At 58.8% G+C, this 23,963-nt stretch carries 23 protein-coding genes; 7 read left to right on the top strand and 16 right to left on the bottom strand.

Annotated elements, in window-relative coordinates; genetic code table 11:
• Positions 1-243 precede the first annotated feature (243 nt).
• Both Thiosp_RS02360 and Thiosp_RS02355 read left to right on the top strand, forming a co-directional pair.
• Entirely contained in the window at positions 244-2,178 is a 1,935-nt protein-coding gene (locus Thiosp_RS02360; protein WP_201068874.1) for a hypothetical protein, read from the top strand.
• 86 nt (positions 2,179-2,264) lie between these two features.
• Complete coding sequence (locus Thiosp_RS02355) at positions 2,265-3,383, top strand: BPSS1780 family membrane protein (RefSeq protein ID WP_201068875.1); 1,119 nt, start codon at positions 2,265-2,267, stop codon at positions 3,381-3,383.
• 19 nt (positions 3,384-3,402) lie between these two features.
• On the opposite strand, the gene Thiosp_RS02350 is transcribed toward Thiosp_RS02355, so the two are convergent.
• The 5 genes from Thiosp_RS02350 to Thiosp_RS02330 form a co-directional block, all read right to left on the bottom strand.
• Complete coding sequence (locus Thiosp_RS02350) at positions 3,403-4,191, bottom strand: glycosyltransferase family protein (protein WP_201068876.1); 789 nt, start codon at positions 4,189-4,191, stop codon at positions 3,403-3,405.
• Positions 4,192-4,274: 83 nt separating this feature from the next.
• Positions 4,275-5,348, bottom strand: a complete 1,074-nt coding sequence (locus tag Thiosp_RS02345; protein ID WP_201068877.1) for a glycosyltransferase family 2 protein — start codon at positions 5,346-5,348, stop codon at positions 4,275-4,277.
• A gap of 11 nt (positions 5,349-5,359) precedes the next feature.
• On the bottom strand, positions 5,360-6,328 hold the full coding sequence (locus Thiosp_RS02340) for a KpsF/GutQ family sugar-phosphate isomerase (RefSeq protein WP_201068878.1): 969 nt from the start codon (positions 6,326-6,328) through the stop codon (positions 5,360-5,362).
• 46 nt (positions 6,329-6,374) lie between these two features.
• Positions 6,375-8,531, bottom strand: a complete 2,157-nt coding sequence (gene gspD / locus Thiosp_RS02335) for a type II secretion system secretin GspD (RefSeq protein WP_201068879.1) — start codon at positions 8,529-8,531, stop codon at positions 6,375-6,377.
• Between the two features lie 143 nt (positions 8,532-8,674).
• On the bottom strand, positions 8,675-9,919 hold the full coding sequence (locus Thiosp_RS02330; protein WP_242518955.1) for a TraB/GumN family protein: 1,245 nt from the start codon (positions 9,917-9,919) through the stop codon (positions 8,675-8,677).
• A 269-nt stretch (positions 9,920-10,188) separates the two neighbouring features.
• Here Thiosp_RS02330 and Thiosp_RS02325 point away from each other — a divergent pair, with 269 nt between their 5' ends.
• Positions 10,189-10,569: a hypothetical protein gene (locus tag Thiosp_RS02325; RefSeq protein WP_323696807.1), complete on the top strand. Its 381-nt coding sequence runs from the start codon at positions 10,189-10,191 to the stop codon at positions 10,567-10,569.
• Between the two features lie 55 nt (positions 10,570-10,624).
• Entirely contained in the window at positions 10,625-10,960 is a 336-nt protein-coding gene (locus Thiosp_RS02320; RefSeq protein WP_201068881.1) for a DUF3301 domain-containing protein, read from the top strand.
• A gap of 49 nt (positions 10,961-11,009) precedes the next feature.
• On the opposite strand, the gene Thiosp_RS02315 is transcribed toward Thiosp_RS02320, so the two are convergent.
• From Thiosp_RS02315 to Thiosp_RS02285, 7 genes are all read right to left on the bottom strand, one after another.
• Positions 11,010-11,438 (bottom strand): ClpXP protease specificity-enhancing factor, encoded by a 429-nt coding sequence (locus tag Thiosp_RS02315; protein WP_201068882.1) that lies wholly within the window; start codon positions 11,436-11,438, stop codon positions 11,010-11,012.
• Positions 11,439-11,616: 178 nt separating this feature from the next.
• Positions 11,617-12,222, bottom strand: a complete 606-nt coding sequence (locus tag Thiosp_RS02310) for a glutathione S-transferase N-terminal domain-containing protein (RefSeq protein WP_201068883.1) — start codon at positions 12,220-12,222, stop codon at positions 11,617-11,619.
• 408 nt (positions 12,223-12,630) lie between these two features.
• Positions 12,631-13,374, bottom strand: coding sequence for a cytochrome c1 (locus Thiosp_RS02305; protein ID WP_201068884.1), 744 nt, complete (start codon positions 13,372-13,374; stop codon positions 12,631-12,633).
• Complete coding sequence (locus Thiosp_RS02300) at positions 13,371-14,612, bottom strand: cytochrome b (RefSeq protein WP_201068885.1); 1,242 nt, start codon at positions 14,610-14,612, stop codon at positions 13,371-13,373. The genes Thiosp_RS02305 and Thiosp_RS02300 overlap by 4 nt, the downstream gene beginning before the upstream one ends.
• Entirely contained in the window at positions 14,612-15,205 is a 594-nt protein-coding gene (petA, locus tag Thiosp_RS02295; protein ID WP_201068886.1) for a ubiquinol-cytochrome c reductase iron-sulfur subunit, read from the bottom strand. The genes Thiosp_RS02300 and petA overlap by 1 nt, the downstream gene beginning before the upstream one ends.
• A gap of 383 nt (positions 15,206-15,588) precedes the next feature.
• A complete protein-coding gene (locus Thiosp_RS02290; protein WP_201068887.1) occupies positions 15,589-16,341 on the bottom strand; it encodes a Nif3-like dinuclear metal center hexameric protein in 753 nt (250 codons plus the stop codon).
• Between the two features lie 9 nt (positions 16,342-16,350).
• Positions 16,351-16,662 carry a hypothetical protein gene (locus tag Thiosp_RS02285; RefSeq protein WP_201068888.1) on the bottom strand — a complete coding sequence of 104 codons (312 nt, stop codon included), beginning with the start codon at positions 16,660-16,662 and terminating at the stop codon, positions 16,351-16,353.
• Positions 16,663-16,780: 118 nt separating this feature from the next.
• On the opposite strand from Thiosp_RS02285, the gene Thiosp_RS02280 reads away from it, so the two are divergent.
• Positions 16,781-17,425: a Slp family lipoprotein gene (locus Thiosp_RS02280; RefSeq protein WP_201068889.1), complete on the top strand. Its 645-nt coding sequence runs from the start codon at positions 16,781-16,783 to the stop codon at positions 17,423-17,425.
• Positions 17,412-17,975, top strand: coding sequence for a Slp family lipoprotein (locus Thiosp_RS02275; RefSeq protein ID WP_201068890.1), 564 nt, complete (start codon positions 17,412-17,414; stop codon positions 17,973-17,975). Before Thiosp_RS02280 ends, Thiosp_RS02275 begins: the two co-directional genes overlap by 14 nt.
• A gap of 19 nt (positions 17,976-17,994) precedes the next feature.
• Here Thiosp_RS02275 and Thiosp_RS02270 read toward each other — a convergent pair whose 3' ends face one another.
• Positions 17,995-18,585 carry a peptidylprolyl isomerase gene (locus Thiosp_RS02270; RefSeq protein ID WP_274607974.1) on the bottom strand — a complete coding sequence of 197 codons (591 nt, stop codon included), beginning with the start codon at positions 18,583-18,585 and terminating at the stop codon, positions 17,995-17,997.
• Positions 18,586-19,006: 421 nt separating this feature from the next.
• Here Thiosp_RS02270 and Thiosp_RS02265 point away from each other — a divergent pair, with 421 nt between their 5' ends.
• Positions 19,007-20,506, top strand: a complete 1,500-nt coding sequence (locus Thiosp_RS02265; RefSeq protein WP_201068891.1) for a helicase HerA-like domain-containing protein — start codon at positions 19,007-19,009, stop codon at positions 20,504-20,506.
• Between the two features lie 211 nt (positions 20,507-20,717).
• Here the strand turns inward: Thiosp_RS02265 and Thiosp_RS02260 are convergent, their stop codons facing one another.
• Genes Thiosp_RS02260 through Thiosp_RS02250 form a run of 3 tightly spaced genes read right to left on the bottom strand, consistent with a single transcriptional unit; the run spans position 20,718 to position 23,940 of the window.
• Positions 20,718-21,692, bottom strand: a complete 975-nt coding sequence (locus Thiosp_RS02260) for a DNA polymerase (RefSeq protein WP_201068892.1) — start codon at positions 21,690-21,692, stop codon at positions 20,718-20,720.
• The gene (locus Thiosp_RS02255; protein WP_323696602.1) at positions 21,692-23,062 is read right to left on the bottom strand and encodes an IS4 family transposase; all 1,371 of its coding nucleotides are present in this window, start codon (positions 23,060-23,062) and stop codon (positions 21,692-21,694) included. The genes Thiosp_RS02260 and Thiosp_RS02255 overlap by 1 nt, the downstream gene beginning before the upstream one ends.
• Positions 23,059-23,940: a DUF4338 domain-containing protein gene (locus tag Thiosp_RS02250; protein ID WP_323696489.1), complete on the bottom strand. Its 882-nt coding sequence runs from the start codon at positions 23,938-23,940 to the stop codon at positions 23,059-23,061. Before Thiosp_RS02250 ends, Thiosp_RS02255 begins: the two co-directional genes overlap by 4 nt.
• Positions 23,941-23,963: the final 23 nt, after the last annotated feature.

Here is a 23,963-nt window from a genome sequence, read left to right as displayed (position 1 = left end):
ATTGCGCCTGCGCGTTGCTCAATCTCGGCCTTGCAATGCCTGCTGCCTGCGACGCCCAAGGCATCCGCCACCCGCCGCGTCCAAACTGCCGGACGCGCCACTGCCCGGCAGACACCAGCATAACGCCGGAGTTCGACCACAGCCCGGTCTTTGCCCAGCGGAAGCGACAAAGTCGACACCAGGCGGGCATCTCGCGCTAGAATGAGGCAGCGATGCGAGGGCGCTAGTGAACCGGGGGTTGTCATGATCCAGCGCGAAAGTCAGGACGCCGAGCGCATGGAAGAGCTCATTCTAGCCGCGGTGGAGGAAATCTTCCGCGAGCAAGACCTGCACCAGTTTCTTGACTGGGCGCGCGTTGCCATTCCCAAATTTCTCGATCTCGACGAGAACGAGCTGACCGCGGACGAAATCAACCGGCTCGGCGCCTTGCTCGGCACCGCCATCTGGAACGCAACCCCATTGCCCGCGCTGGGCTATCGGCCGCGGCCGGTGCCAACGCCATCCCCCGAGCAGCCCTGCCTGTGCGGCTCCGATCGCCCCTTCGGCCAATGCTGCGCCCAGGCCGGGGAATTACCCGAGATGCCGGCCGACTTGGTGTGGGAACTGCTGCTCGACAAGCTCGACGACGACGCGCTGCAAAACGCCATCAACCACGCCGCCATCCCTGACCATCTGCTTGCCCGGGTCGCCGAGCGCTGGCTCGATGACGACCGCCCGGGACGCGCCGCGCACCTGCTCGAGCCACTGTTTGACCGCGACCTCTCACAACTCGACAGCCGCTACGAGACCGCACTCGACGCCCTTTGCGATGCCTACGAGACACTGGATTACCGCAAAAAACGCCAGAGCTTTCTGCGCCGCGTCACCGAAACCGCCGGGCGCGAACTGAAAGCAGCCGCCTGGCAGCGCATCAGCACCACGCAGATCGAAGACGGCCAGTTTGCCAAGGCGCATCTGTCCTTTGAGCAAGCTCTGCGCAACGCGCCGGACAGTCCGGCCAATGCCCTGCTTGAGATCACTCTGCTAGCGACCGAGCATCGCGACGACCTGGCGCGGGAGCGCGCCCGGTTCTGGCGCGGCAAATTGCGCCGCAATGGGCAGGCAAGCGAGCGCACGCTCGACTTCCTGACCCATGCCATCAGCGACCCGCAGGACGCCCTGGCGACCACGCATGCCGATGCCATGGACCCAATGCTGCTGCGGGTGCGCGACTGGGTCGAGCAACATCACCGGCATTCGCTGCCGACTTACCACTTCGAGCGCGCGCAAGGCACCACCAACGTCTTTTTCGATGAGCAACTGCCTTTGTTCGCGGAGCAGGATTTACCCTTTCCAGCCGGCACCGCGCCCAACGCAGCGACCGCCAGCCTAACGCCACCCGCTGCTCTAAAGCGCACCGAGCGCGCCTGGCACCGCAGCTTCCCCGCATCCAAGCCGCTCGGCAACCAGCTCAGCTCACTCGACGACGGTGACGCATGGGAGAGCGGCGGCTGGCTCAATTTTCTTGACCATCACCCAGAATCCATCGACAGCCTGGACATTCTCGATGACCTTGCCACCGCGATTGAGGAGCATCCCGAGAGCCGCCTGCCCTGGATTCGCACCCGCCTGCTGCGCCGGCTGCTCGAACGCGCCCAGGCCATTTTCGAGCGTGGCGTCGAGACCCACGGCTGGCACCGGCTGCCTTGGTCGATGCCAGGCAACCGCCCGCTGCTGCGGCTGTTGCTGAGGTTGTCGCAGCACCGCGCTGAGGAGGGGCCACCCGAAGCGGCCGGCACCCTGCTCGAGCAGTTGCTCAACCTGAATCCCAGCGATGAGTTCGGCATCCGCGCCGAGCTGATGAACCACTACCTGCGCTACCACGAGGACGAAAAAGCCGTGGCGCTGGCGCGGCGCTTCCCGACCGATGTGACCGCCGAACTGGCCTATGGCGAGGTGCTTGCGCTTTATCGCCTGGGCCAGACCGAGCGCGCAGCGGCCATTCTGCACGACGCCTTCGGCCGCTTGCCACGCGTGCCGCGCTACCTGATGCGCAAGCGCGTCAGGCGACCGACACTCGCCACCAGTAGCGTGGCACCCGGCAGCGACAATCAGGCGTGGCTTTATCGCGAGGCCATGCGCGATGTCTGGGTGTCCGAGCCGGGGCTGCTCGCCTGGATGAACAAACAAACCGCGTAATTTCTCAATCTGAAAACCCAGGCCAGCAACGACCACAGGAAACAGTCGCTGGCGCCTATCAGCGATCCTTGCCGCAGGTGACCACCATGAGCCAACTCTGCACCGTTGTCTTCACCGGCCAGTTAAAATCGGGCATCGACCCGCAACAGGCAGCGACAAAGTTCGCTTCCATCTTCAAGGTACCGGAAGAAAAGGCGCTAAGACTCATTCGCGATGGCCGCGAAAAAGCACTCAAGAAAGACGTCGACCCCGCCGCCGCCGCGCACTACCGCGACGTTCTCGCCGACATCGGGCTCATCGCCCGCATTGATGCCAACGACGGCAGCAGCAGCGGCACTGATAGCAGCACTGGCACGGCTGCCAACTCCGCCGGCATGGCACCGCCACCACCTCCCGGAACCGCGCGCCCCGTCGAGCCACCTCGCACCGCGCCCCCCGCATTCATGCCGCCCCCGGCCGCCGCAGCAAGCTCCCACCGGGCCACGACTCCCGAGCCAGCGGTTGTTCCAATGGGCCATGGACTGAGTTGGATCGTCAGCGGCTGGGGACTGTTCAAGCAGGCGCCTCTCGCATGGATCGGCGCCCTCTTGGTATTCATGCTGATCAATATCGCGCTTGCCTTGGTACCAGTGATTGGCAGCGTTGCCTCCATGCTCATCAGCCCCGTGCTCATAGGGGGCTTAATGGCCGGCGCCCATGCGCAAGCCAGCGGCGAGCACTTTGGCGTGGGTCATTTGTTTGAGGGTTTCAAGAACAACACCGCTTCTTTGCTCGGCGTGGGCGGACTCTACATGCTCGGGTCCATTGTGCTTGCCATTCTGGCGGTGATTATCATGATCGGCCCCATCATGGGGGCAGCCGGTGGCATGGACACACAGGCACTGGAAAACAATCCAGAGCTGTTTCTAACTGCCCTGGGGCCGACCGTGCTGGTGCTCTCCCTGATCATCCTGGCCCTGGCCATCCCCTTGGTCATGGCCTACTGGTTCGCCCCCGCCCTGGTCATGCTGAACGGTCTCGGTCCGGTCGCCGCGATGAAACTGAGCTTCCACGGCTGTCTGAAAAACGTCCTGCCGTTCCTGATCTACGGCCTGGTCGGCAGCCTGCTGATGATCCTCGCCATCATTCCCTTCGGACTGGGGCTGCTAATCCTGTCGCCCGTGTTGCTCGCATCCATGTATGCCGCCTACCGCGACATCTTTTAGCGCTGCCTATATTTTTCAATCAGCCCCAACGCCAGCCGTGCTGATTGAAAAACCGGATGCCAGAGCGCACGAACTGCCAGGTATGCCATAGGCCTTTGCGCGCAGCATGCCCGCCGGCATGCCGAATGCGCATTGCCGGCAACCATCGCAGTGCGCCCTCAGCTGAAATTCTGAGAGAAAGATCAAAATCCTCGAAATACAAAAAATACCCAGGATCAAATCCCCCGACTTTTCTTAAGGCCGCTGCCCGGCACAGCATGAAGCTGCCACTGACAATCGGGACATCACGCGGCCGGTCTTCCGCAGCCATCACGGCTAGCGTGTAACTCGCAATGCGGTCACGGAAAATACGCTGCAGCCGTTCAGGGACAGAAGCCGCCGAAAAAAAAGATGCAGGAAAAAAAGCCCGCGCAGCCAAATCCAGGACACTTGGATACGCCTTACAAAGGTGCGAAACCGAGCCATTTTCCGTTAGGACACCTGGCGCAAGCATGGCAACACACCGATGATCTTCAAGGTAGCGAATGCCAACCGCTAAAGCATCGACGTCAATTTCCACATCTGGATTTAGCACCAACCAGAAATCCGCGTCCTTGTAGCTCTTTAACGCCAAATTGTTTCCGCATCCGTAGCCAAGATTGCCATGACCGGAAAATACTTCCCACCTCAACCAGCTTTTCTCTTCGAAAATGTCTGGACTTTCCTCGCGCAGCTTATCAAGAATTAACCGTCCGCTCTCATCGGCACTGTTATCTACCACGCAAATGGCGACATGTCTGAGGTGAAGAGATTCCTTGGCTTCCTTCACAGCCCGGGACAAGGATTCCACGAGAAGCCGAAACCACCCCATCTCCGGCCCATAGACAACAACAGACACAACCAAAGAACTATTCACAGATCTTCCATTGCATCTTCCATGACGCCATCACCCTTATCCAACTCCCAGACGGCAAGGTCCTTAAGCAACGCCAGCTGAAGATAAAACAGAATTCTTCGGGGAAGAAACTGCCGTCTTATCCCTAATAAGCGACATTCTTGCAAACGCGCCTGCCAGCTCACCGAGTCCACAAACAAGCTGCAAAACCTTTCCAGCACGACATGCTCGCGCCTATTCTCATCAAAAAGACCCCGAAGTCGAAGGTGGCGCAGCAGCGCTAAGGCCTGAGCAATGGCTGCGACGAAATCATAAAGCAGTTTATTTTTGGTTCTAATCCGCCGAGCCAAGAGCTGCAAGCCTCGCAGGGCACCTACGGCTCCAACTTGGTTCTTTCCATGCTGCCGGTAGTCAACGGTGGGGTGCCCGACAAAAAGCAGGCGCCCAGTGGCCGCAACGGCAAGCGCCAACCACCAATCATGCATCACCGCCAGCCTGGGAATCGGCAGCGCGACCTCTAATGCGGCACGGTTGAGCGCGACGGTGCAGCCAGTGACAAAGTTCTGCACCAGCAGAACCTCCATGGCATCAGATTCCTGATGGGAAATCCGTTGATACTTCAATAGCGACTTCGCAATGAGAATCCCTCTCTTGCTGACAACCCGCAAATCAGAATGTACAAGAAGCGGGCAATCGCGCCCCATTTTCCCTTCCGCGAGCTCAAGCGCTTTGACTTCTAGCGCAATCTTTTCCGAGCTCCAAAGGTCATCTTGGTCCACCAAGAAAACATAATCTCCGTTTCGCTTCTGAGCGACTTCCAACAATGCCGCAAAATTTTGGACCGGACCGAGCCGGCCTTTTCCATCATCGATTAATGTAATGCGCTCATAACGTTTCTCGTACTGCTGTATGATCGGCAGCGTATTGTCTTGTGAGCCGTCATCTCGTATCAACAACTCCCAACGCTGATAGCTTTGTGACAACAGGCTGTCAAGCAGCTCCTCCAAAAATCTAGCGCCGGAGAAAGTCGCGAGCACCAAAATGACTCTCGGATACTGACACTTAGCTTCCGCCGAATCGGTCAAGCGCATTGAACACCCGCTTATTTTTGGACAACACCTACGATACCGGAATCATCCACGACGATTAGCGAGGTCACTTTCCGCTCCGCCATCATCTCCATGGCAGCGCTCATACGACTGTCAGCACCGATGGAAAGCGGATCTGCCGTCATCATGTCACCCGCGCGCAATTCAAAAAAGCACTCGTGACTTGTTTCTAGCGCTCGGCGTAAGTCCCCGTCTGTGATGATGCCCAGAGGGGCAATCTTATCTTCGCTGACAATCGCAATACCTAAGCGTCCACCGCTCATGGTCGCAACCACCTCGGCAGCCAATGCGGCAGGCGTTATGAAAGGTAGGCCATCGCTGCGCATCTCATCACGCACCAGAGCGAGCATGCGCCTTCCCAGGTTGCCGCCAGGATGAAAACGCGCAAAATGGTTTTCCTGAAATCCTCGCGCCCGCATCAAGGCGACTGCTAACGCGTCTCCCATAGCAAGAGTCGCTGTCGTGGAGGCTGTAGGGGCCAGTTGCAACGGGCAGGCCTCTCTTTCCACATGCACCCAAAGATGGTGGTCGACCTGACGCGCGAGAGTCGAGCGGGTATTACCGGTCAATGCAATGGTGCGATTACCGTTGTCACGCAAGAAGGGGAGAAGGCGCAGCAGTTCTTCAGTCTCTCCGGAATGCGAAATAGCAATGAAGATATCGTCGCCATCGACCATACCGAGGTCGCCATGATATGCCTCCGAAGGATGCATAAAAAACGACGGCGTTCCAGTACTTGCCAAAGTCGCTGAGATCTTTCTTCCAATAATCCCCGACTTGCCCATACCACAAATAATTGCGCGGCCACTGCTCGAAAAAATGGCCCGGATCGCACAGCTGAAGTTCTCGTCGATGTGCTTCGCCAGACCCGCTACTGCCTCGGCTTCGATGCGGAAGACATCTTCTGCAATGGCCACAAAATCGAGCGACGGTGATTTCAGGTCGGCTTTGTCCGGTGGCATGAATTGAGATACCAAAAGGCGGTTTGATCGCTCGGTGTCTAACACTTCAAAAGGCAGTTTTTAGATTTTGGACCTTGGAGCGAAAGTCCTCGGTCACAGCCTCGATATCGCTGTCATTGGCGATCACTTTTGGCGTCAAAACAACGATAAGCTCACTGCGGCTAGAGCTTCTGGCCGTCTGCCCGAAGAGCGCACCGACAACCGGGACACGGTAAAAACCCGGCACACCCGATTTACTCGTCGACCTATCATCCTGAATTAATCCACCCAACACGACCGCCTGGTTGGACTGGACCGCAACATTGCTGTTGATCTTGCGGGTGCGGAAGGACGGCGAATCAGTCGCACCTTCCTGCTCATTGACGGAACTGACCTCCTGCTCAATCTCCATTTGCACCAGCCCACCTGGCGTCACTCGTGGTTTTACGGTCAGGATAACGCCCGTATTCTTGTACTCAATCTCGTTAACCAGCGTGCTATTGGCATCGGTACTCTGTTGTTCGCGGGTCCTTACCGGAACCTCATCACCAACTTGAATCCTGGCCTCCTGGTTGTCCATCACCATGACAGACGGTGAAGACAGGACATTGACGAGGTCATCGGCTGCCAATGCGCTTAATGTCGAGCGGATTGTATCCGGATTGACGACGACAGACCAATTAAAACCGGGCCATGAGGGCCCCATGGCCCCATCTTTATCTGCTGTTAACCCGATGGCATTGCTGTAATCTCCATCGGTTTTCGGGCCCGCTAGAAAGTTCCAACGAACACCGTATTCCAGAGAACCACTCAGTCGTACTTCAACAATCGTAGCCTCGACGAGCACCTGCAAGGGCACGATGTCAAGCTGCTTGAGTGCATCGAGTATTTTCTTGTAGTCTCTAGGCGTTGAGCGAACCAGCAGCGAGTTATTGATGGTATCGGCAACAATATTCACTTCCGACGACATATCGAGATTACTGGAGACGTTCCTCCTCGAAGCCTGCGAGCTCTGATTTGTACCACTTTGTCCATCGCCACCGATCGTTGCTTCAGTTGACCCCGGCGCCACACCACCAACACTGCGCGTTGTACCTCCGGAACTACTGCCGGCGAACAATTCCGTGAGCATACCCGCAAGGTTTTCAGCTTGCCCGTGCTTAACCCGGTAAACATAAAGTCGCTGGGCTCCGCTGCCACTCGCCGCGGCTAGGTCAAGCCGCTCGATCCAGTCCTTCATCTTTTCGAGGTAGCTCGCTTGAGGCGCCACCACCAAAATTGCATTCGAACTATCGACCGGAATCATCCGAAACAAGCCGCTGAACGGGGAACCAGAATCATCGGCTAGCAACTTTTCGACTTGTCCAACAACATCACTTGCCTGCGCATATTCCAAGGTGAAGAAACCAACCGACAGACCGGCCATCCAGTCAACATCGAATACGTCGATCGTATCGATTAAGTTGCTCATTTCCGGCCCGGCGGCCGCGATGACGAGCAGATTTCGCAAGCTGTCGACTCGCACGATGCTGCCTTCAGGTGCGAGGGGTTGCAAAATGTCCGACATCTCCTTTGCGCCAACATAGCGCAGCGGGATGATCTGCACGGAATAGCCCTGCGGCAGCGCTTTGCGGCTAGCCCCAAGTTGCGGCGCTAACCGACCGCGCACCGCTTTTGTCAGAGGAACCACCTCATAGGTCCCGGCATTCTCGACTAGTGCGGCATTATTCATGCGCAACAGCGTCTCTAAGGTCGGTACCAGAAGATCCCTGCGCAGCGGGCGTCCAGTCTGCAGCGAAGCAGATCCCTGCACTGCAGGATCGAGCACATAATTCACCCCGAGGAGGTCACCTAGAATGACCTTAACCACTTCCCGGATATCAGTCCCGTCAAAATTGAGTGTCACGTCACCCGGGGTTGTATCAACACTTGGGGCCTGGACATCGCGCACGAAAACACCCGTCCCACGTTCGACTTTATCCGTTAGTTCAGGGAGGTCCTCGCCCATTGCGATTCCGTCGCGGCGCAGCGCACTGGTGCTAGCTTCGGCGCCAAACGCGGACTTTTCTTCACTGATGATGTGTCCCTTGTCTGAACCGACCCGTTGACTTGGGTCCCACACGAAGCTCGAGCAACCGCCGACAGCCAGTGCCACCAAAACAGCAGGGACTGCCTTGAAACACAGACGCCAGCAGCCTTGCCCATTTACCAGCAGCAGTTTCAACGTCTCTCCTCAAGCAAGCAACAGGAAGCAAACATCTATAACCCTTATCTTAACTTATTTTCGAAATACTGCTGCTAACATAATGTTGTTGATGCTCTAACGAGCAAGTAGAGCCTTGATCTCTCGCAAGCGAGACGGACGCATCAAGCAATCAACCGCGCAACGATATTGAAGCCGGCGACATAAGTGCCAACCGCCGAGCCGATGGTACTAAAGACAAAAACCAGCAGAACCCTGGCTACACGGTTGCGCCACCAGCCCGACCAGCGCGCTACATCGTCGCGGAGCCGACGGAAGTCCCCGACCCGCGGCCGGCGCAGGAAAAGCTCGATAGCCGCAGTCACCATGCCCGCACCGATGGTCGGATTGAGCGAGGTCAGGGGCGCCGCGCAAAATGCTCCAAGCACCGTCAGCGGATGCGCCCCTGCCAGAGCGGCACCTAATGCTGACAGTCCGCCGTTGATGACAACCCAGTCGCTAATAACCTCCCAGCCGACATCTGGCCCTTGGGTGAATCCATAGCCGAAGAGCCCAAGTATCAGCGCAACGACCAACCAGGGGAAGATGCGCCAGAACCTGCTGGAAGTCGGCAGCCGTTGCAATTCAGCGATGAGCTCAGCCGGGGGCCGCGACTGATGCTCAAGCGCTTCAGCGACGCCCTTGGAATGTCCAGCGCCGATGACAGCAAGAACCCGAGGATACCCATGCTCGCCAATCTCCTCGCGCAGTCGCGCCGCCATGAACTGATCCCTTTCGCTAATCAGGGGCGTGAACAAATCCTGGCGGTTCTCGGCAAACTCACCGAATGCTGTTTCAAGCACATCCCCCTGCTTCAGAGTCTCGATGTCGTCTTCAGTCACCTGATCGCGTGACAGCAGCCCGGCCAAAAGACCAACGAACAAGTTGAGCCGTTTGAAAAAGCCCAAATTAGCCGCGGTGCGCTTTAGCGTGACCCCGATTTCGCGGTCAATCAACAGGACTGGCAATCCCAAACGCTGCGCTTGAATGATCGCTTCACGCTGTTCTGCCCCCGGCTCAACACCGATCTGCTCGGCTAGGCGCTGCTGATAGGCGGACAGCGCGAGATTCGCGGCAACCATGTGGGCCCGTTTCTCGCGGATGACGGCGAAGAGGTCGAGCTGCGCGAGCGCGTCCGGGTCCATCAACGCCTGGTAACGGCTCTGACAAAGCTCAACCGCAACAGCCGTGAACTCTCCCGGCGTCTGAAGGAGTTCCCTGACCTTATCGACGCTCGCACGTGAAACGTGGGCTGTACCCAGCAAGGTCACATGGGCACCGCTGACATTGACGGTCACCAGTGGCTCAGCTGCGGCACCCTGTTTGTTCTCGCGCGGCTCGCTCATCTCCGGGCTCATCTCCGGGCTCATCAGCGGCGCTCCAGGCAAATGGCCAGGCGAAGCCCGCAAAGACTCTTTACGACTGTTCGCGGTTTGGGTTCCATGCAAGAATGCTTAGAAAATTGCAAGAATGTATTCTCCCATAAGACACTGAGTTTGCATTCGCCGCCAACATGGACGCCATAAGACCAGAAAATCACCGCGACACTGTCTGACAAAACTTCTCTCTAACAACACTTCCCTTGCGAGAAGGTATCTTCATGCCACGTTCGAATCGAAAACTGCTACTGCTGTTGTGCTTGACTTTGCTGTTGCCCCTTGCTGGTTGCAAGCAAGTCAAAGAGGAACGCAAGAATCGGGTGCTTGAAAGCGCAACCAGTGGATATCGGCAGGCTATTCGCTGGGGCTATCATGATGCGGCCCTGCAATTTGTCGAGCCTAAAGAACGTCCTGAACAGCTAACACCCCTTCTCGAGAATGTCCGCGTGACCGGCTACGAAGTGGTGCGCTCGCCGGTCATCATCGAGGAGGATAAGGCAGAGCAAATCGTCCGGATTGAGTATGTACTGCGTGATCGCCAGCGACTGGAATCACTCACTGATCGCCAGCGTTGGCTCTATGACAAGGAGACATCGAACTGGTGGCTGACTTCCGGCCTGCCGAAGTTCAAAACCGACTAGACATGCTGACAGACAACTGCCCCTGCCCCCCAGTTTCGCTACGTCTCGCAACCAAGTGACACATCTGTTTCTGATTTTGTTGCTTTTACTGGCGGTTGCGCTCTGGATGAACTCGCTGCGCGCGCGCGAGTTGGCACTGGGCATTTCGCGTCGGACGTGCCAAAAGCATGGGGTTCAGTTTCTCGACCAGACTGTCGCATTGCGCCGCGTCACTCTGGTGTGGCAAGCCGATGGTTTGAAACAAAGACGAACCTACCAATTTGAATTCAGCGAAGAAGGCGTCGGCCGCCATCAAGGAGAAGTGATCATTCGTGGACTGGACCTGGAGCGTATCTCGCTCGGCGGTTACCAACCCGTTCAGGAAATGGCTCCAAATCTCTGGGAAAGCTGAAGCCCTTTTGGTAGCGCGGGCAGCAACGCGATTTTTCCGCCAAACTCCACTATTTGACGATGCGCAACGCCGGACGATTGGTCTTTCGTTCACCCTTGGCATTCTCTTGACCCTGAGCGCCGAGATCGGTCGACTCCCCATCCTCGGACGTCGGGTGGGACTCCAGATCCTCTTCCTGCGGAAATATCATCCCATGTCCATTTTCGCGCGCGTAGATGCCGAGCACCGCAGCCGGAGGGAGCCCAACAACAGAGGGTACGCCACCGAAACGCGCGGAGAAGGTGATCATTTCGTTGGAGATCATCAGATCCTTGACGGCGGTCGGTGCAATGTTAAGAACGATGCGTCCTTCTTCGACAAATTTCCGCGGCACATCAGCATTCGGATGCATCGCATCGACCAAAAGATGCGGCGTCATGTCATTGTCGAGTATCCACTCAAACAACGCCCTGATCAGGTAGGGACGATTGGATGTCATGCCTTACTCCTCTCCCTTGCCTCCCATATCGGCTCACCGATGCGATGAGTCCCGACGACCCTGTATGATTTATCCACAGTGACTGGCATTAACGGCGAGGCCACTTTCAGCGATGCGACCCTCGGTGCCTGTGTCGTTTGTGAAGTCCCCTTTATATCCATCCCAAGGAGGCGGGCTTTCAACGCGCATCCGCCACCATGTCCCGTTCCGCTTGGGTCAAACTTTCCTTGAAGGCGGGCCAGGCAAAAAGGCGGGCCGCGTAGTCTCTGGCCGCGCTCGCCGCGGGTGGCAGCTCCAGACCCAGGATCGGCAGTCGCCACAACAGGGGCCCGATACAGCAGTCGACCAGCGAGAATTCCTCGCTCATAAAGAATGCGTGCGCCCCGAACACTGGAGAAGTCGTGACCAAACTTTCACGCAGCTGCTTGCGCGCTTGCGTGGCTTCAGATTTGGAACCCTTAAGGATGCGATCCATCAACACCGACCAGTCACGGTCCACCCGGTACATGTAAACGCGGGTATTGGCCCGGGCTACCGGGTCAATCGGCATCAATGGCGGATGTGGAAAACGCTCATCGAGGTATTCCATGATGATCCGCGACTCGTAAAGGCGCAGATCGCGATCGACCAAGGTCGGCACTTCGGCGTACGGATTGGCGTCTAACACCTCTTCCGGCAGCGCCCCCGCGTCGACGTCCACAATGTCGACGGTCATTTTCTTTTCAGCCAAGACCATTCGAACCCGGTGGCAGTAGGGGCAAGTGTTGTCTGAAAACAGGGTCATTACCGAACGTCGAGTTGAAACCACCGCGAGAAATCCTCATCGAGGCCGCGCACCGTCAAGCGAAACCGCTGCGGCAAACGACGGACGGACAATCCGACAATCAAGACGCCACTTTTGCGCAGGACTGTGGGAACCTGGCCGGGTAAGTAAGAACCGTATCTACGCTAGAGCCTGATTATCGCGTTGACGATAATCGCAATGAATGGTGCAGGCGCGGGCCAATGCAATGCCCGCAACTCCTGCAAAAAGGCTCAGACACCCGGGTCACTGGCTAAGTGCCAGAACCCGGGTGGCACCACGGGGAGTGCGATGGGCCAGTCAAAAATAACCCGAATCCTTCCCGGTCTCCAGATTGAACTCATGCACCTCAGTCAGGGTAAAACCTGACCAGCAAGAAAGCGCGCCAGATCAGTGAACGTCTTTCCAGTATTCCTTCTTCAGGTTGTAGGTCAGAAAGAACATCAACCCGAGGAATAAAAGGACGTAGATACCAAGGCGCTTGCGCTCAAGCTTCATCGGTTCACCGACATAGGTCAGGAAATTGGTGATATCCCGAGCCATGTTGTCGTATTCCTCGACTGTCAAGGTGCCTGGCTCGACCAGTTTGACCCCGATAATGTGCGCAGCCGCACCCTCCTCCGGATGGTGGCCATCCTTGTAGACCGGCTCCTGAATCCCCTGAAGGCTGGCAAGGGCGTGCGGCATGCCGACATCGGGGAATACGAGATTATTGACGCCGTAGGGACGCGAGTCATCGACATAGTACGATTTAAGATAGGTATAGACCCAATCCGGCTCGCGCCAGCGAGTGACAAGTGTCAGGTCGGGTATCGCGGTCCCAAACCACTTTTCACCGTCCTCGGGACGCAGCGCGTTGGTCATCAGGTCGCCTGGCTTTTGATCACCGAAGATCAAGAACTCCCGCGCCTGAGCGTCGGTGATGCCGATATCCGCCGCAACCCGGTTGTAACGGGAATACTGAAGCGAATGACAGCCCATGCAGTAGTTGACGAAGTATTTCGCACCGCGCTGCAGAGAAGCCTGATCTTTTAGATCGATGTCGGCGTGCTCAAGCTCGGGCCCTTCCCCGCCCGAAGCCCAGGCGGCAAAGGGTGCGACCAAAAGGAGGAGTGCAAATAGACCGTTTCTCATGAGGTTACCCTTTCCGGAACAGGCTTGACCTTATCGAGCTTGCTGTAAATTGGCATCAGAATAAAGAACGCGAAATACACCGCGGTAAATATCTGCGCCATCAGCGTATGAATATCGCTGGCAGGTTGCAGCCCCAGATACGCCAGCACCACGAAAGACACCGCAAAGGCACCGAGCATGAAGCGGGAGATCGGCCCCTTGTAGCGGATCGACTTAACCGGACTACGATCAAGCCAGGGCAGCAGGAACAGAATGGCAATCGCGCCAAACATCACCACCACGCCGGGGAACTGCGAGCCCCCAATCGGCGGAATCGCCCGCAGCATGGCGTAGAAGGGGGTGAAGTACCAAACCGGGGCAATATGCGGCGGTGTCTTGAGCGGATCAGCCGGCTGGAAGTTGGGCCCCTCAAGGAACAGGCCGCCAAAGTCCGGCGCGAAGAACACTACCGCAGAGAAGATTGCCAGAAAGACCACGACGCCAACCAAATCCTTGACCGTGTAGTACGGGTGGAAGGGAATGCCATCAAGCGGAATTCCGTTTTCGTCTTTCTTTTCCTTGATTTCGATTCCATCCGGGTTATTCGACCCGACATGGTGCAGGGCGACGATGTGAATGAACACCAGCGCCACCAGCAAGAAAGGAATCAGGAAATGGAAGGCGAAAAAGCGGTTCAGCGTGGCATCCGAGATGACAAAGTCACCACGTACCCAGGTAGAGAGGTCGGGGCCGATCTCTGGCACAGCGGCGAACAGGTTCACGATAACCTGCGCGCCCCAGTAAGACATCTGCCCCCAAGGCAGCAGATAGCCGAAGAAGGCGGTGGCCATCATGGCCAGATAGATCACCACGCCAATGATCCACAGCAGCTCGCGCGGCTTGCGGTAGGAACCCCACATCAGGCCTCGGAACATGTGCAGATAAATGACGATGAAGAAGGCCGAGGCACCGGTTGAGTGCATATAGCGAATCAGCCAGCCCCAGTCGACATCACGCATGATGTACTCGACCGATGCGAAGGCGTTTTCAGCCGAAGGCTTGTAGTTCATCGCCAGCCAGATACCGGTGACGATCTGTAGCACCAGCACCGTGATGGCCAGCACACCAAAAAAAGACCAAAAGTTGAGGTTCTTTGGCGCGTAGTAGCGCGCCATGTGGTCGTTCCAGACGTTCAGAATCGGGAAGCGCTTGTCGAACCACCCAAGAAGACCTGTGGGTTGCGCGTGTTCAGCACTCATTAAGCCTGTCCTCCATCCTCGCCCACCAGGACGGTGGTGTCAGTCAGATAGGTATGTTTCGGGATGACCAGATTGGTCGGTGCCGGCACGCCCTTGAAAACCCGCCCGGCGAGGTCGAACTTAGACCCGTGACAGGGACAGAACCAACCGCCCCGCCAGTCTGGCCCCAGGTCATCCGGTGCGAACTCTGGCCGGTAGGTCGGCGAGCAGCCCAAGTGGGTGCAAATACCGATAGCGACAAAATATTCCGGCTTGATGGAGCGGGTCGGGTTCTGGCAATACTCCGGCTGCTGCGGCACAGTCGATTGCGGATCGACCAGCTTCGAGTCGTTCTTGGGCAAGCCATCAAGCATCTCTGGCGTGCGATGCACGACCCAAATCGGCTGGCCACGGTATTTGACACGCAGCAGTGCGCCTGGCTCGACCTTGCTGATATCGGCCCTTACGGGTGCGCCGGCCGCGCGCGCCTTGGCGCTCGGATTCATCGACGCGATAAAGGGTACCGCAACGAAGCCAGCGCCAACGGCACCGGCGACGCTAGTGGCGGCGACGAGGACCCGCCGCCGCGTCTTATTAACGCCTTGTGCGCTCATTTGATCAAAAGCCCCCCGTAGGCTCGTCCGGACGACGCCTCGAACCGGAGGCGCTCGCACAGTATCGAAGGAAATGGAAAACTAGAATATCGCGAAGCTCTTCAAAAAAGATCAAGCATTCTGGCCGATCCTGCCCATTGCGGTCAAGATGTCCGCAAGATTTTCGTCGACAGAAAAGACCAAAAAACCTTACTTATCAAGCCATAAAAGCACTTCTCAAAAAAGCAGCGAAACGCCTTTGGCAGCTCATCGAGCTTCGCTCATGCCGAATTTAAACCGCCAAATGGCCGACTGACCACGACATTCCGCAAATACCCGTGGAATTTGATCGGATTATGCTGCTACGATCTCGCGTACTCGTTCGGGCGAAAACCGAGGCGGCCTCAAGCAGGATTATCGATATCAATAAAACGGTGTCGCAGCCCGAAACCTTGACTGAGATGCTCGCCTAGCGCGCGGATACCCTCGCGTTCGGAGGCGTGATGACCGATGGCAAAGTAATCCACACCAGACTCACGCGCCTGATGCGTTGTTGACTCGGAAATCTCGCCGCTCAAAAACGCATCGACTCCAAGACTTGCAGCCTGCTCGATGTAGCGCTGGCCGCCCCCTGTGCACCAGGCCAGTGTTTTGATCGGCCGATCGCACGCCGGGATATGCAAGGGTTTGCGCGCGAGTGCCTTCGCAACACGTTCACTAAAGGCTTCCGCCGACTCGGCAGTTGGAAGATGCCCGCGCCAGAGTAAGGGTTCCCGCGCGGATGCCGGGGCAGGCTGCTCGATACCGAGCAAATCAGCCAGACGACGATTATTGCCAAGCTCCGCGTGGGCATCCAGCGGCAGGTGATAGGCCAACAAAGACAGTCCGGCTGCATGCAACGCCTTGACCCGACGTCCCTTGTTGCCCACCAGGCAAGGATCCTCGCCTTTCCAGAAAAAACCATGATGCACCAGCAGGGCATCGGCGTTTTCCTCCGCGGCCGCGTCGATCAGCGCCTGACTGGCCGTCACGCCGGTTACGATGCGCTCAATGCGCTCAACACCCTCCACCTGTAGACCATTCGGGCAATAGTCCTGAAAGTCCGCGATCGACAGAAAATCCGCGCAGTAGTCAACCAGTGTTTTCAACTCAAGCATGACCTGTACCTATCGCAATTGCGTTGCGCCGTTCAGCAACCCGGCATGCACCAATCTTCTCCCAAGCAGCCATCCCCATTGCGCCAGCTCCTCAAGATCACCCAAGGTTGGCGCCTCGCCCTGCGCGAGGCGCAAATCCCACTCAGCCAGCGCTTGTTCGAAAACCTCGACCTGCTTGATGACGCAGTCCCCGCAATCACCATCGCACACCAGGCTCGCGAGATCGGCCTGCCCAAGCAGTTCGCGCGCCTGCGCCAGCAGCTGCCGCATCGCGCAACGCGGGTTGGGCTTGCGGATTCTAGCGCCGGATGCTGCCGTCATCGACAATCATCGCGGCCATAGCGAAGACTGCGGCATAGTCGAGCGCCGAGACTTCGACATTACGACGGGCAAATGCCTATACTCAATCCAAGCGCCACTCATTGCTCAACTCCATTCCGTGCCTTTCGACTCCCACAGGCCAGCCACCGAGAACCGCTATCAGCGCCCATATCGGCGCCGGCGCCACCGCTGGCGTGCGAACGCTAGTCTGCCGTTACTAGCGCTCGGCTTCTGCTGCGCGCTACTCACGGCCTGCGCCAGTCCGGTTCCGGTCCCGGTCCGCGACCCGGCCCAGCCCGACATCTCGTTAGCAGCCGTTCAGCAAACACCGGATGCCTATCTCGGGCGCTCGACCCGCTGGGGCGGGCGCATCCTTGAGGTCGACAACGGCCCCGAGACCACGCGTATCAAAGTGCTCGCACGCCGACTCGAACAAAGCGGCCGCCCGGACATCGAAACCGACTCGCCGGGGCGTTTCATCGCTGAGTTTCAAGGTTTCGTCGATCCCACCCGCTTTCCGCTCGATCGACTACTCACCGTCGTCGGCCCCATCATTGCCGTTGAGCCGCATGCCATCGGCGAGTATCGCTACCCCTACCCGGTGGTAGCTGCGCTGACGACCTACTTGTGGCCCAAGCCCGAACCTGTTGCGCTTGCTTACCCCTACGGCTATGGCTGGTGGGGACCTGGGTTCGGTCCTTTCATCCGCGACCCCTGGTGTTGCGGTCCTTCCTGGTATGGTCCGCCCTATGGCATTTGGTAAAGACCAGAGTCCAGGACGCAGGGTCGCGAAGGCCCTGTGCGTCCTGAGCATCCTCAGTGGCTGCGCCAGCGACGGCGGTCAGTGCCCCGCCACCTTATCCAATCCCTATCCATCACCCGCGGCCATGCGCGCTCTGGCGTCCGACCAAGTACCGCTCGGGCAGCATCTGACCTGGGGCGGCATCTTTATGGATGCTCGACACCTGTCCGACGCAACCGAGCTCGTCATCAGCGCCCGGCCACTCGACAGCAGTTGCCAAGTGCGCCGGGACGCCCCGGCCCAGGGACGCTTTCTGGTGCGCTATCCCGGCTATTTCGAAACCACCGAGCTGATCTCCGGCCAGCCCCTGCGCGTCTCTGGGCGGCTCGCCGCTGTAGAAACCCAAACCCGCTCGGGCGAGCCGATGCCGGTCGTCACGGAAACGATCCTGTATGGCATTCGCCGCCCCGGCGCAGCGAATGCCACTTGGGACGGCTACCGCCCGCGCATCAGCATCGGCGTGGGCGCCGGTTCCGGCTGGAGCGGCGGCGGGGTCGGCATCAGCTTCTGACGTCCGCGCCGCAGCGCGCTCACAGCTCCCGGCAGGACTCCAGCACCACAGGCGCACTGGTGCGACCGCTGCGCGAACCCGTGGCTTCCATTTTATCGACTACATCCATGCCGTCGGTCACCTCACCGAAGACCACATGCTTGCCGTCCAGCCAGGGTGTGGGCGCGACTGTGATGAAAAACTGCGAGCCGTTGGAGTTCGGCCCAGAATTAGCCATGGACAGCAAGCCGGGCTTGCTGTGCTTGAGCTTGAAATTCTCATCATCAAACTTGCGGCCGTAAATCGACTTACCGCCGCTGCCATTGCCGCGGGTGAAGTCCCCGCCCTGGATCATGAAGCCTGGAATAATGCGGTGGAACGGGCTACCGGCGTAGCTGAGATCATCGCCTTTTTCTCCAGTGCAGAGCGCACGAAAATTCTCGGCCGTCTTGGGCACGGTATCCGCAAACAGCTCGAACTCAATGGTGCCGGCCGGCTCCCCGCCGATGCTGACATCCATCGCGACCTTCGGGTTCGGCGCAGTCTCAGCGGCCTGGTCCGCATCAGCTTCGGCGAAGGCCAGCCCGACAGCGAGGGTGGAAGCAGCAAAAATAACTAACAAAGAATTCATGATTCTCATCATGGGGGTTTATCTCCTAACAGCATGTTGAAATGGACCCAGTGCGCCGAGGGCTTGGGTGTCGGGCGGATGTTCATGACGAAATTGGGAATGCAAGAGAGACGCTATGGGGCTGACTCTTTTGCAATATCACGCGAAGTCACTCTCCGGGGCAGGCCGGCCGGCAAGATGACGGCGCTCAGCCTTCATCCAGGCGGCTCATCGAGCACGCAAGTCCTGACTCCTCGGGGCAACGGGTTACCATTGTCAGGGCGCAGCCCCGGCTTGGCAATGCGGCAGCCAATCGTGCCACAGCCGTGGGCCGGAGCAAAACACCAGCGCCATGTGTCAAACCCGTTCGCCAGCCAAGTCTGGACGCGCACCGCCTTTGCGCCGATCATGCACGCATCAGCTTGCTCCAAGGAGTTTTCTCATGACCGACCCATTGTTGATCGGCAAGGGCGAGCAAAGCCTCTGGCTGCGCTCGGACAAAGCCAACCGCCATGGCTTGATTGCCGGGGCCACCGGCACCGGCAAGACCGTCACCCTGCAACTGCTCGCCGAACAATTCAGCCGCATCGGCGTGCCTGTGTTCATGGCCGACGTGAAGGGCGACCTGGCCGGCATCAGCCAGCCCGGCGGCGAGAATGCCAAGGTCGCCGAGCGGGTTCAAGAATTAGACCTCGAGTCACTGGGCTTTCGCTACGACAAGAACCCAGTCAGTTTCTGGGACATCGGCGGCGCGCTCGGCCATCCGGCCCGCACCACCGTCAGCGAAATGGGCCCCATGCTGCTCGCGCGCCTGCTGGGGCTGAACGACACCCAGGAAGGGGTGCTGAACATTTGCTTTCATATTGCCGACGAGAATGGCCTGCTGCTACTTGACCTCAAAGACCTGCGCGCCATCCTCAATTTCGCCTCCGAGCAGGCCGACGCGCTGCGCACCACGGTCGGGCATGTGTCCCAGGCATCAGTCGGCGCCATTCTGCGCCGGCTGCTGCGACTCGAGCAGGCCGGCGGCGAGACGCTCTTCGGCGAGCCAGCACTGGATCTGTCCGACCTGATGCAGACCGACATCGACGGACGCGGGGTGGTGAACATCCTGGCCGCCGAATCCCTCATCCAGAACCGCACGCTCTATGCCAGCTTCCTGCTGTGGCTGCTCTCGGAGTTGTTCGAGCAACTACCCGAAGTCGGCGATCCGGACAAGCCCAAGTTCGTGCTCTTTTTCGACGAGGCGCACTTGTTGTTCGACGACGCGCCCGAGGTGCTGATCGAGCGCATCGAGCAAGTGGTGCGGCTGATCCGCTCCAAAGGCGTCGGGGTCTATTTTGTCACCCAAAACCCGCTGGACATCCCTGACACAGTGCTTGGCCAGCTCGGCAACCGGGTGCAGCACGCGCTGCGCGCCTTCACCCCCAGAGATCAAAAAGCCGTGCGCGCGGCGGCCCAGACCTTCCGCCAAAATCCGGCCATCGACACCGAAACCGCCATCACCGCGCTCGGCGTTGGCGAGGCGCTGGTCTCGGTGCTCGATGAGGACGGCATTCCCACCCCGGTCGAACGCGTGCTGATCGCCCCACCCGGCAGCCGGCTTGGCCCCATCAGCGCTGATGAGCGCGCCGCATTGATACGCCAGTCGCTGGTCAGTGGTGTCTACGAACAGGCCATCGACCGCGTCTCCGCCTATGAAACCCTCAAGACCATGGCCGAGCAGGCCGCGAAAGCGGCTGAGCAGCGCCAGGACGCGCCCTCGACGTCCGGGCGCACCTCCGCCGGCCAGCGCAGCAGCGGCAAGCGCCGCTCCAGCAGCCGCCAAACACCCATGGAAGCCATGCTGAAAAGCACCCTGCGTTCAGTCGGCAGCCAGCTCGGCCGCCAACTGGTGCGCGGCGCCCTGGGCTCGCTCTTCGGCGGCAGTCGCCGGCGGTGAGACCGAGTACCTAAGAGCTTGAGGAAACAGCCGTATCGTGAGTTCCGTCCCAGGTGCAGTTACCGACCCAGAACCGATATTGGATCTACGAGTAATGAAGGCCGAATCCAAACCAAATCAGACGGGGAATAAAATCTCCGATATCGATGTCTTCGAAGACCCGAACAACCGTCCGAGAAGTGACTCTCGGGGTTGGTGAAGAGCGGCGGCCTTAATATTGAAGCAACCACTTCACGCACAGATTCATAGCCTGTTGACGCTTATAGAGGTCGGAACTGCCGAGGCCTGCAACGAAAAACCTGCGGCCCTCGTTCTCTATAAAGCCATATTTGATAGCGTCTGTGTGGACGCCATCGACCCACTGGAATGCGCGTCGATAGCGTACGCTTATGCGGTGCCTTAGGTCGGCAACGACAGGTTGCTCTAGAAGGAACTGGCGAGCGAGCTTGGAGTTGCTGTTGCCTACGACCAACGATAATAAGAATCTATCAACGTTTTCTTCCAAGATAGCGAAATCGGCCGGGTAACCTTCAATCAGGTCCGTGGACAGAATCTCGTCGCCCGATAAGGTGACCAATGCTTGTAACGAACGCATAGCGTCGGAGTAGAGATGCCATACTGACTTGTCTACTGCTTCTCGGACGACATTTGTTGCGAAAAGGTTGGGCTTACGGGCGGTAATCTGTCCAAATCGGCTACTGATCTGGCTGAAAACAGGATGCACCTTCCCATTTTGGCTCTGTTCAATCAGCTCTTCGATTTGTTGTAGCACATATTTCTCACGGCGGTAGATGACCAACGCGCGAGCTGCCTCACTGGCGCCGGATAGGTCCTCCAACAGATTGTTTGTTAGTCGTTTGCCCCGAAAAAAATCCGCAATGTTTTCATCCGCCAACAACGCGGCTTGGATTTCCTGGTTAGAGTCAACGTTGAAACCCTTGCCCAAGTGGCTTTGGACTGCTTCTCGAGCCGTATCAACTTGCTTGCTGGCACCCGTTCGGAGCGCGTGCAGCCGCTGCTCGCCGACGGGAATTCCTTCGAATTCCCAACTGCCAAGTTGCAATGCCAAGGTCATAGTCCGTGATTCAAACTGAGATTGCAGCCCGCGTATCTCAAGCTCTTTGCTAAGAACTCCGAACAGCCGAAAGGTTGTGTCCGCATCCTCGCAGGCATAATGCCATACCATTACCCATAACTATCCCGGACGCTGCGGTAAGCCTCCAGCGCCATGACAAAATCGGGGATGCGCTGCAACCCAATCCAGAGCGTCTTCGGTCCCGGGAACCCATCGGATTTGCGGTTGAGAAAGCCGCCCAGGGAGGCGACCATGCGCACCATGGTATCGAGCGAGGGCGGCTGCTCGGGTGGCGCTTGTTTCTGGGTGACCAGATAGACCGCCTTCCATTCCTCCTCGGCAAAGACCGCATCGCAAGGCAACTCCGGGCACTCGCGCCCGAGCATGGTCAGGTACAGCACCCGCCACGCGATGATCATGTACAAAGCGAGCGCCGGCTCCAGGCGCTCGCGCGTCTCGAGCTGCAGCTCCTCGATGCGGCAGCCACTTTTTAAGATCCGGAAAAAAATCTCCACTTGCCACCTGCAAAGATACCAGGAGAGCGTCTCGATGGCCTCCTCGGCGCTCTGCACCGCCAGATTGGTCAGCAACAGCCAGTTGAGTGGCTCCTCGCCGGCGGGTGGATTGACCTCGGTGGCGAGCAAGGCCGTGACCGTGACATCGGGCAAGGTGCGATCCGGGCGCCAGGGTGCCTTCAGGGTCACGCGCACCACCTTGATCTCCTGCTTGACCTGGCGTGCTTTGGCCCCCTTGGTGGCGGGACGCTCGAAGGTGATCTCGGTGAGCACCGCAGCGGCGTCCAGGGCCTCATTGAGCTTTCTGCCATCGGCCAAGCAGCGGTCGCGATGCTGCACCCGTACCAGCCAATCGGCGCTGTTCTCGGGGATGGGCGCTTCAACAAACAGGTCGTAGATGTCGCCCTCGCGATCGGCAACATAGGTCAAGCGCGTGTCGCTCAGTTCCTCGGCCAGCGCATTGACGCGCGCGTAGCCATCGACCCAGCGCACGCTTTCTTTCTCCTCCAGTGGGCGGCGCGAGTCTTTGTCCTGGCCCAGGCTACCGGGCTCGCGCACAAAAGTGTGCAAATCCAGCAGCCCCAGCGCGAGGCGCTCGGGCGTGACCGCCAAGGTGGGATGGATGTACATCCCATAGCGGCTCTCAAAGTTCAGTGGCCCAAGACCGACAATGCCTTTTTTGGTTGTATAGTCCAGCTCGCTGGTATCTTGGATACACAGCACCCGCGGATGCTCGCGCAGACGTTCTTCGGTACAAGCAAAATGGGGTGCGAGGATCTGCTCGGCGGTGACCGTGGGATGATCGAAAAAGCGATAGGCGGCCCGGGTCTCATACCAACCGTTGCAAGCCCCGGGAATACTTTGTGTCGGCTTGGCGCCGAGGGTTTCAAGCACCTGTTGGGCGCGATGATTCAGGCGCTTGTCGCCCAGAGAGATGTCCTGCAGTTCAGAGGCCAGCGCGATCATGCCACCACCCCCAGGGCGGCGCGGAAGTCCGCCGCCAGCGGGTAGACATAGATCGCCTTGCGCGGCAGCGCGGCCCGATGGGTGCGGTCGCACTTGCCGCGCCCGGTGGTTTCGCCCAAGTCGTGCCAGTTGGCGGCACGGTAACAGGTCCCGGCAAAGCGTGGGGTCTCGACAAAGGTCTCCAGCAGCACCAGACGCTCGCCATAGCGGGCGGGAAAGTCGACACTGACTTGCCGCGCGGCCAAGGACAGCACCTTGGAGGCGAGGTGTTTGACCTGCACCCAGGGCAGGATGAGGAAGCGGGCGTTGTTGAGCACCCGTCCCAGGTGTGCTTGGCGCTGCGCGGGCGTCCAGCCAATCCAGCGGTCGCGGGCAGCGACTTTCCAGGCCGCCGCGCCAAAGCCGATGGCGCCGAGCAGACCGCCATCCCACTGGATCAGGTAGCGCAGCTGCGCACCAGGCAGGGGACTGTAGCCGAGGTAGTGGTAGCGCTCGATCAGGCCGTTCCATAATTGCGAGGCCCTTCGATCATCAACGCGCGCCAGGCGCAAGCCGCTGAGCGCGCGCAGCGGGACGGACACTGGGATCGGTTCGGGCCGGGACTCGGGGCGCGGGACGAAGCGCCGCCCATTGCCATTGCCGCAGGTCGGTGGCGGCAGCACAATGAGCCCGGCACGATGCAACCGCAGCAGTCCCACCCGGGCACTCATGAGCTTGGGGCGGCCTTGGATATCGGTCCACTCCAGCGCGCGGCACACCCGCCGAGCGATCTCCGCGCGCAGCGGCGGCTGCGCCAGCGCGATCTCCTGGCGAATGCGCGCTAAGTCGGTCTCGTTGAAAGGGCGCCCACATAAACGGCTTGGAATCGCTTGGTCCATGGTCTCCCGTCCCCTTGCTGAAG

It is taken from the genome of Thiorhodovibrio litoralis (genome assembly GCF_033954455.1).
Classification (GTDB): domain Bacteria; phylum Pseudomonadota; class Gammaproteobacteria; order Chromatiales; family Chromatiaceae; genus Thiorhodovibrio; species Thiorhodovibrio litoralis.
This window is presented reverse-complemented; position numbering and strand designations above follow the sequence as displayed.

What these genes read in the sequence shown, in the direction of transcription:
- Thiosp_RS02360 (WP_201068874.1), top strand. Translation starts at nt 244, where the DNA reads ATGATCCAGCGCGAAAGTCAGGACGCCGAGCGCATGGAAGAGCTCATT.
- Thiosp_RS02355 (WP_201068875.1), top strand. Translation starts at nt 2,265, where the DNA reads ATGAGCCAACTCTGCACCGTTGTCTTCACCGGCCAGTTAAAATCGGGC.
- Thiosp_RS02345 (WP_201068877.1), bottom strand. Translation starts at nt 5,348, where the DNA reads ATGCGCTTGACCGATTCGGCGGAAGCTAAGTGTCAGTATCCGAGAGTC.
- Thiosp_RS02340 (WP_201068878.1), bottom strand. Translation starts at nt 6,328, where the DNA reads ATGCCACCGGACAAAGCCGACCTGAAATCACCGTCGCTCGATTTTGTG.
- Thiosp_RS02330 (WP_242518955.1), bottom strand. Translation starts at nt 9,919, where the DNA reads ATGAGCCCGGAGATGAGCCCGGAGATGAGCGAGCCGCGCGAGAACAAA.
- Thiosp_RS02315 (WP_201068882.1), bottom strand. Translation starts at nt 11,438, where the DNA reads ATGACATCCAATCGTCCCTACCTGATCAGGGCGTTGTTTGAGTGGATA.
- Thiosp_RS02310 (WP_201068883.1), bottom strand. Translation starts at nt 12,222, where the DNA reads ATGACCCTGTTTTCAGACAACACTTGCCCCTACTGCCACCGGGTTCGA.
- Thiosp_RS02305 (WP_201068884.1), bottom strand. Translation starts at nt 13,374, where the DNA reads ATGAGAAACGGTCTATTTGCACTCCTCCTTTTGGTCGCACCCTTTGCC.
- Thiosp_RS02300 (WP_201068885.1), bottom strand. Translation starts at nt 14,612, where the DNA reads ATGAGTGCTGAACACGCGCAACCCACAGGTCTTCTTGGGTGGTTCGAC.
- petA (WP_201068886.1), bottom strand. Translation starts at nt 15,205, where the DNA reads ATGAGCGCACAAGGCGTTAATAAGACGCGGCGGCGGGTCCTCGTCGCC.
- Thiosp_RS02290 (WP_201068887.1), bottom strand. Translation starts at nt 16,341, where the DNA reads ATGCTTGAGTTGAAAACACTGGTTGACTACTGCGCGGATTTTCTGTCG.
- Thiosp_RS02285 (WP_201068888.1), bottom strand. Translation starts at nt 16,662, where the DNA reads ATGACGGCAGCATCCGGCGCTAGAATCCGCAAGCCCAACCCGCGTTGC.
- Thiosp_RS02275 (WP_201068890.1), top strand. Translation starts at nt 17,412, where the DNA reads ATGGCATTTGGTAAAGACCAGAGTCCAGGACGCAGGGTCGCGAAGGCC.
- Thiosp_RS02270 (WP_274607974.1), bottom strand. Translation starts at nt 18,585, where the DNA reads ATGAATTCTTTGTTAGTTATTTTTGCTGCTTCCACCCTCGCTGTCGGG.
- Thiosp_RS02265 (WP_201068891.1), top strand. Translation starts at nt 19,007, where the DNA reads ATGACCGACCCATTGTTGATCGGCAAGGGCGAGCAAAGCCTCTGGCTG.
- Thiosp_RS02260 (WP_201068892.1), bottom strand. Translation starts at nt 21,692, where the DNA reads ATGGTATGGCATTATGCCTGCGAGGATGCGGACACAACCTTTCGGCTG.
- Thiosp_RS02255 (WP_323696602.1), bottom strand. Translation starts at nt 23,062, where the DNA reads ATGATCGCGCTGGCCTCTGAACTGCAGGACATCTCTCTGGGCGACAAG.
- Thiosp_RS02250 (WP_323696489.1), bottom strand. Translation starts at nt 23,940, where the DNA reads ATGGACCAAGCGATTCCAAGCCGTTTATGTGGGCGCCCTTTCAACGAG.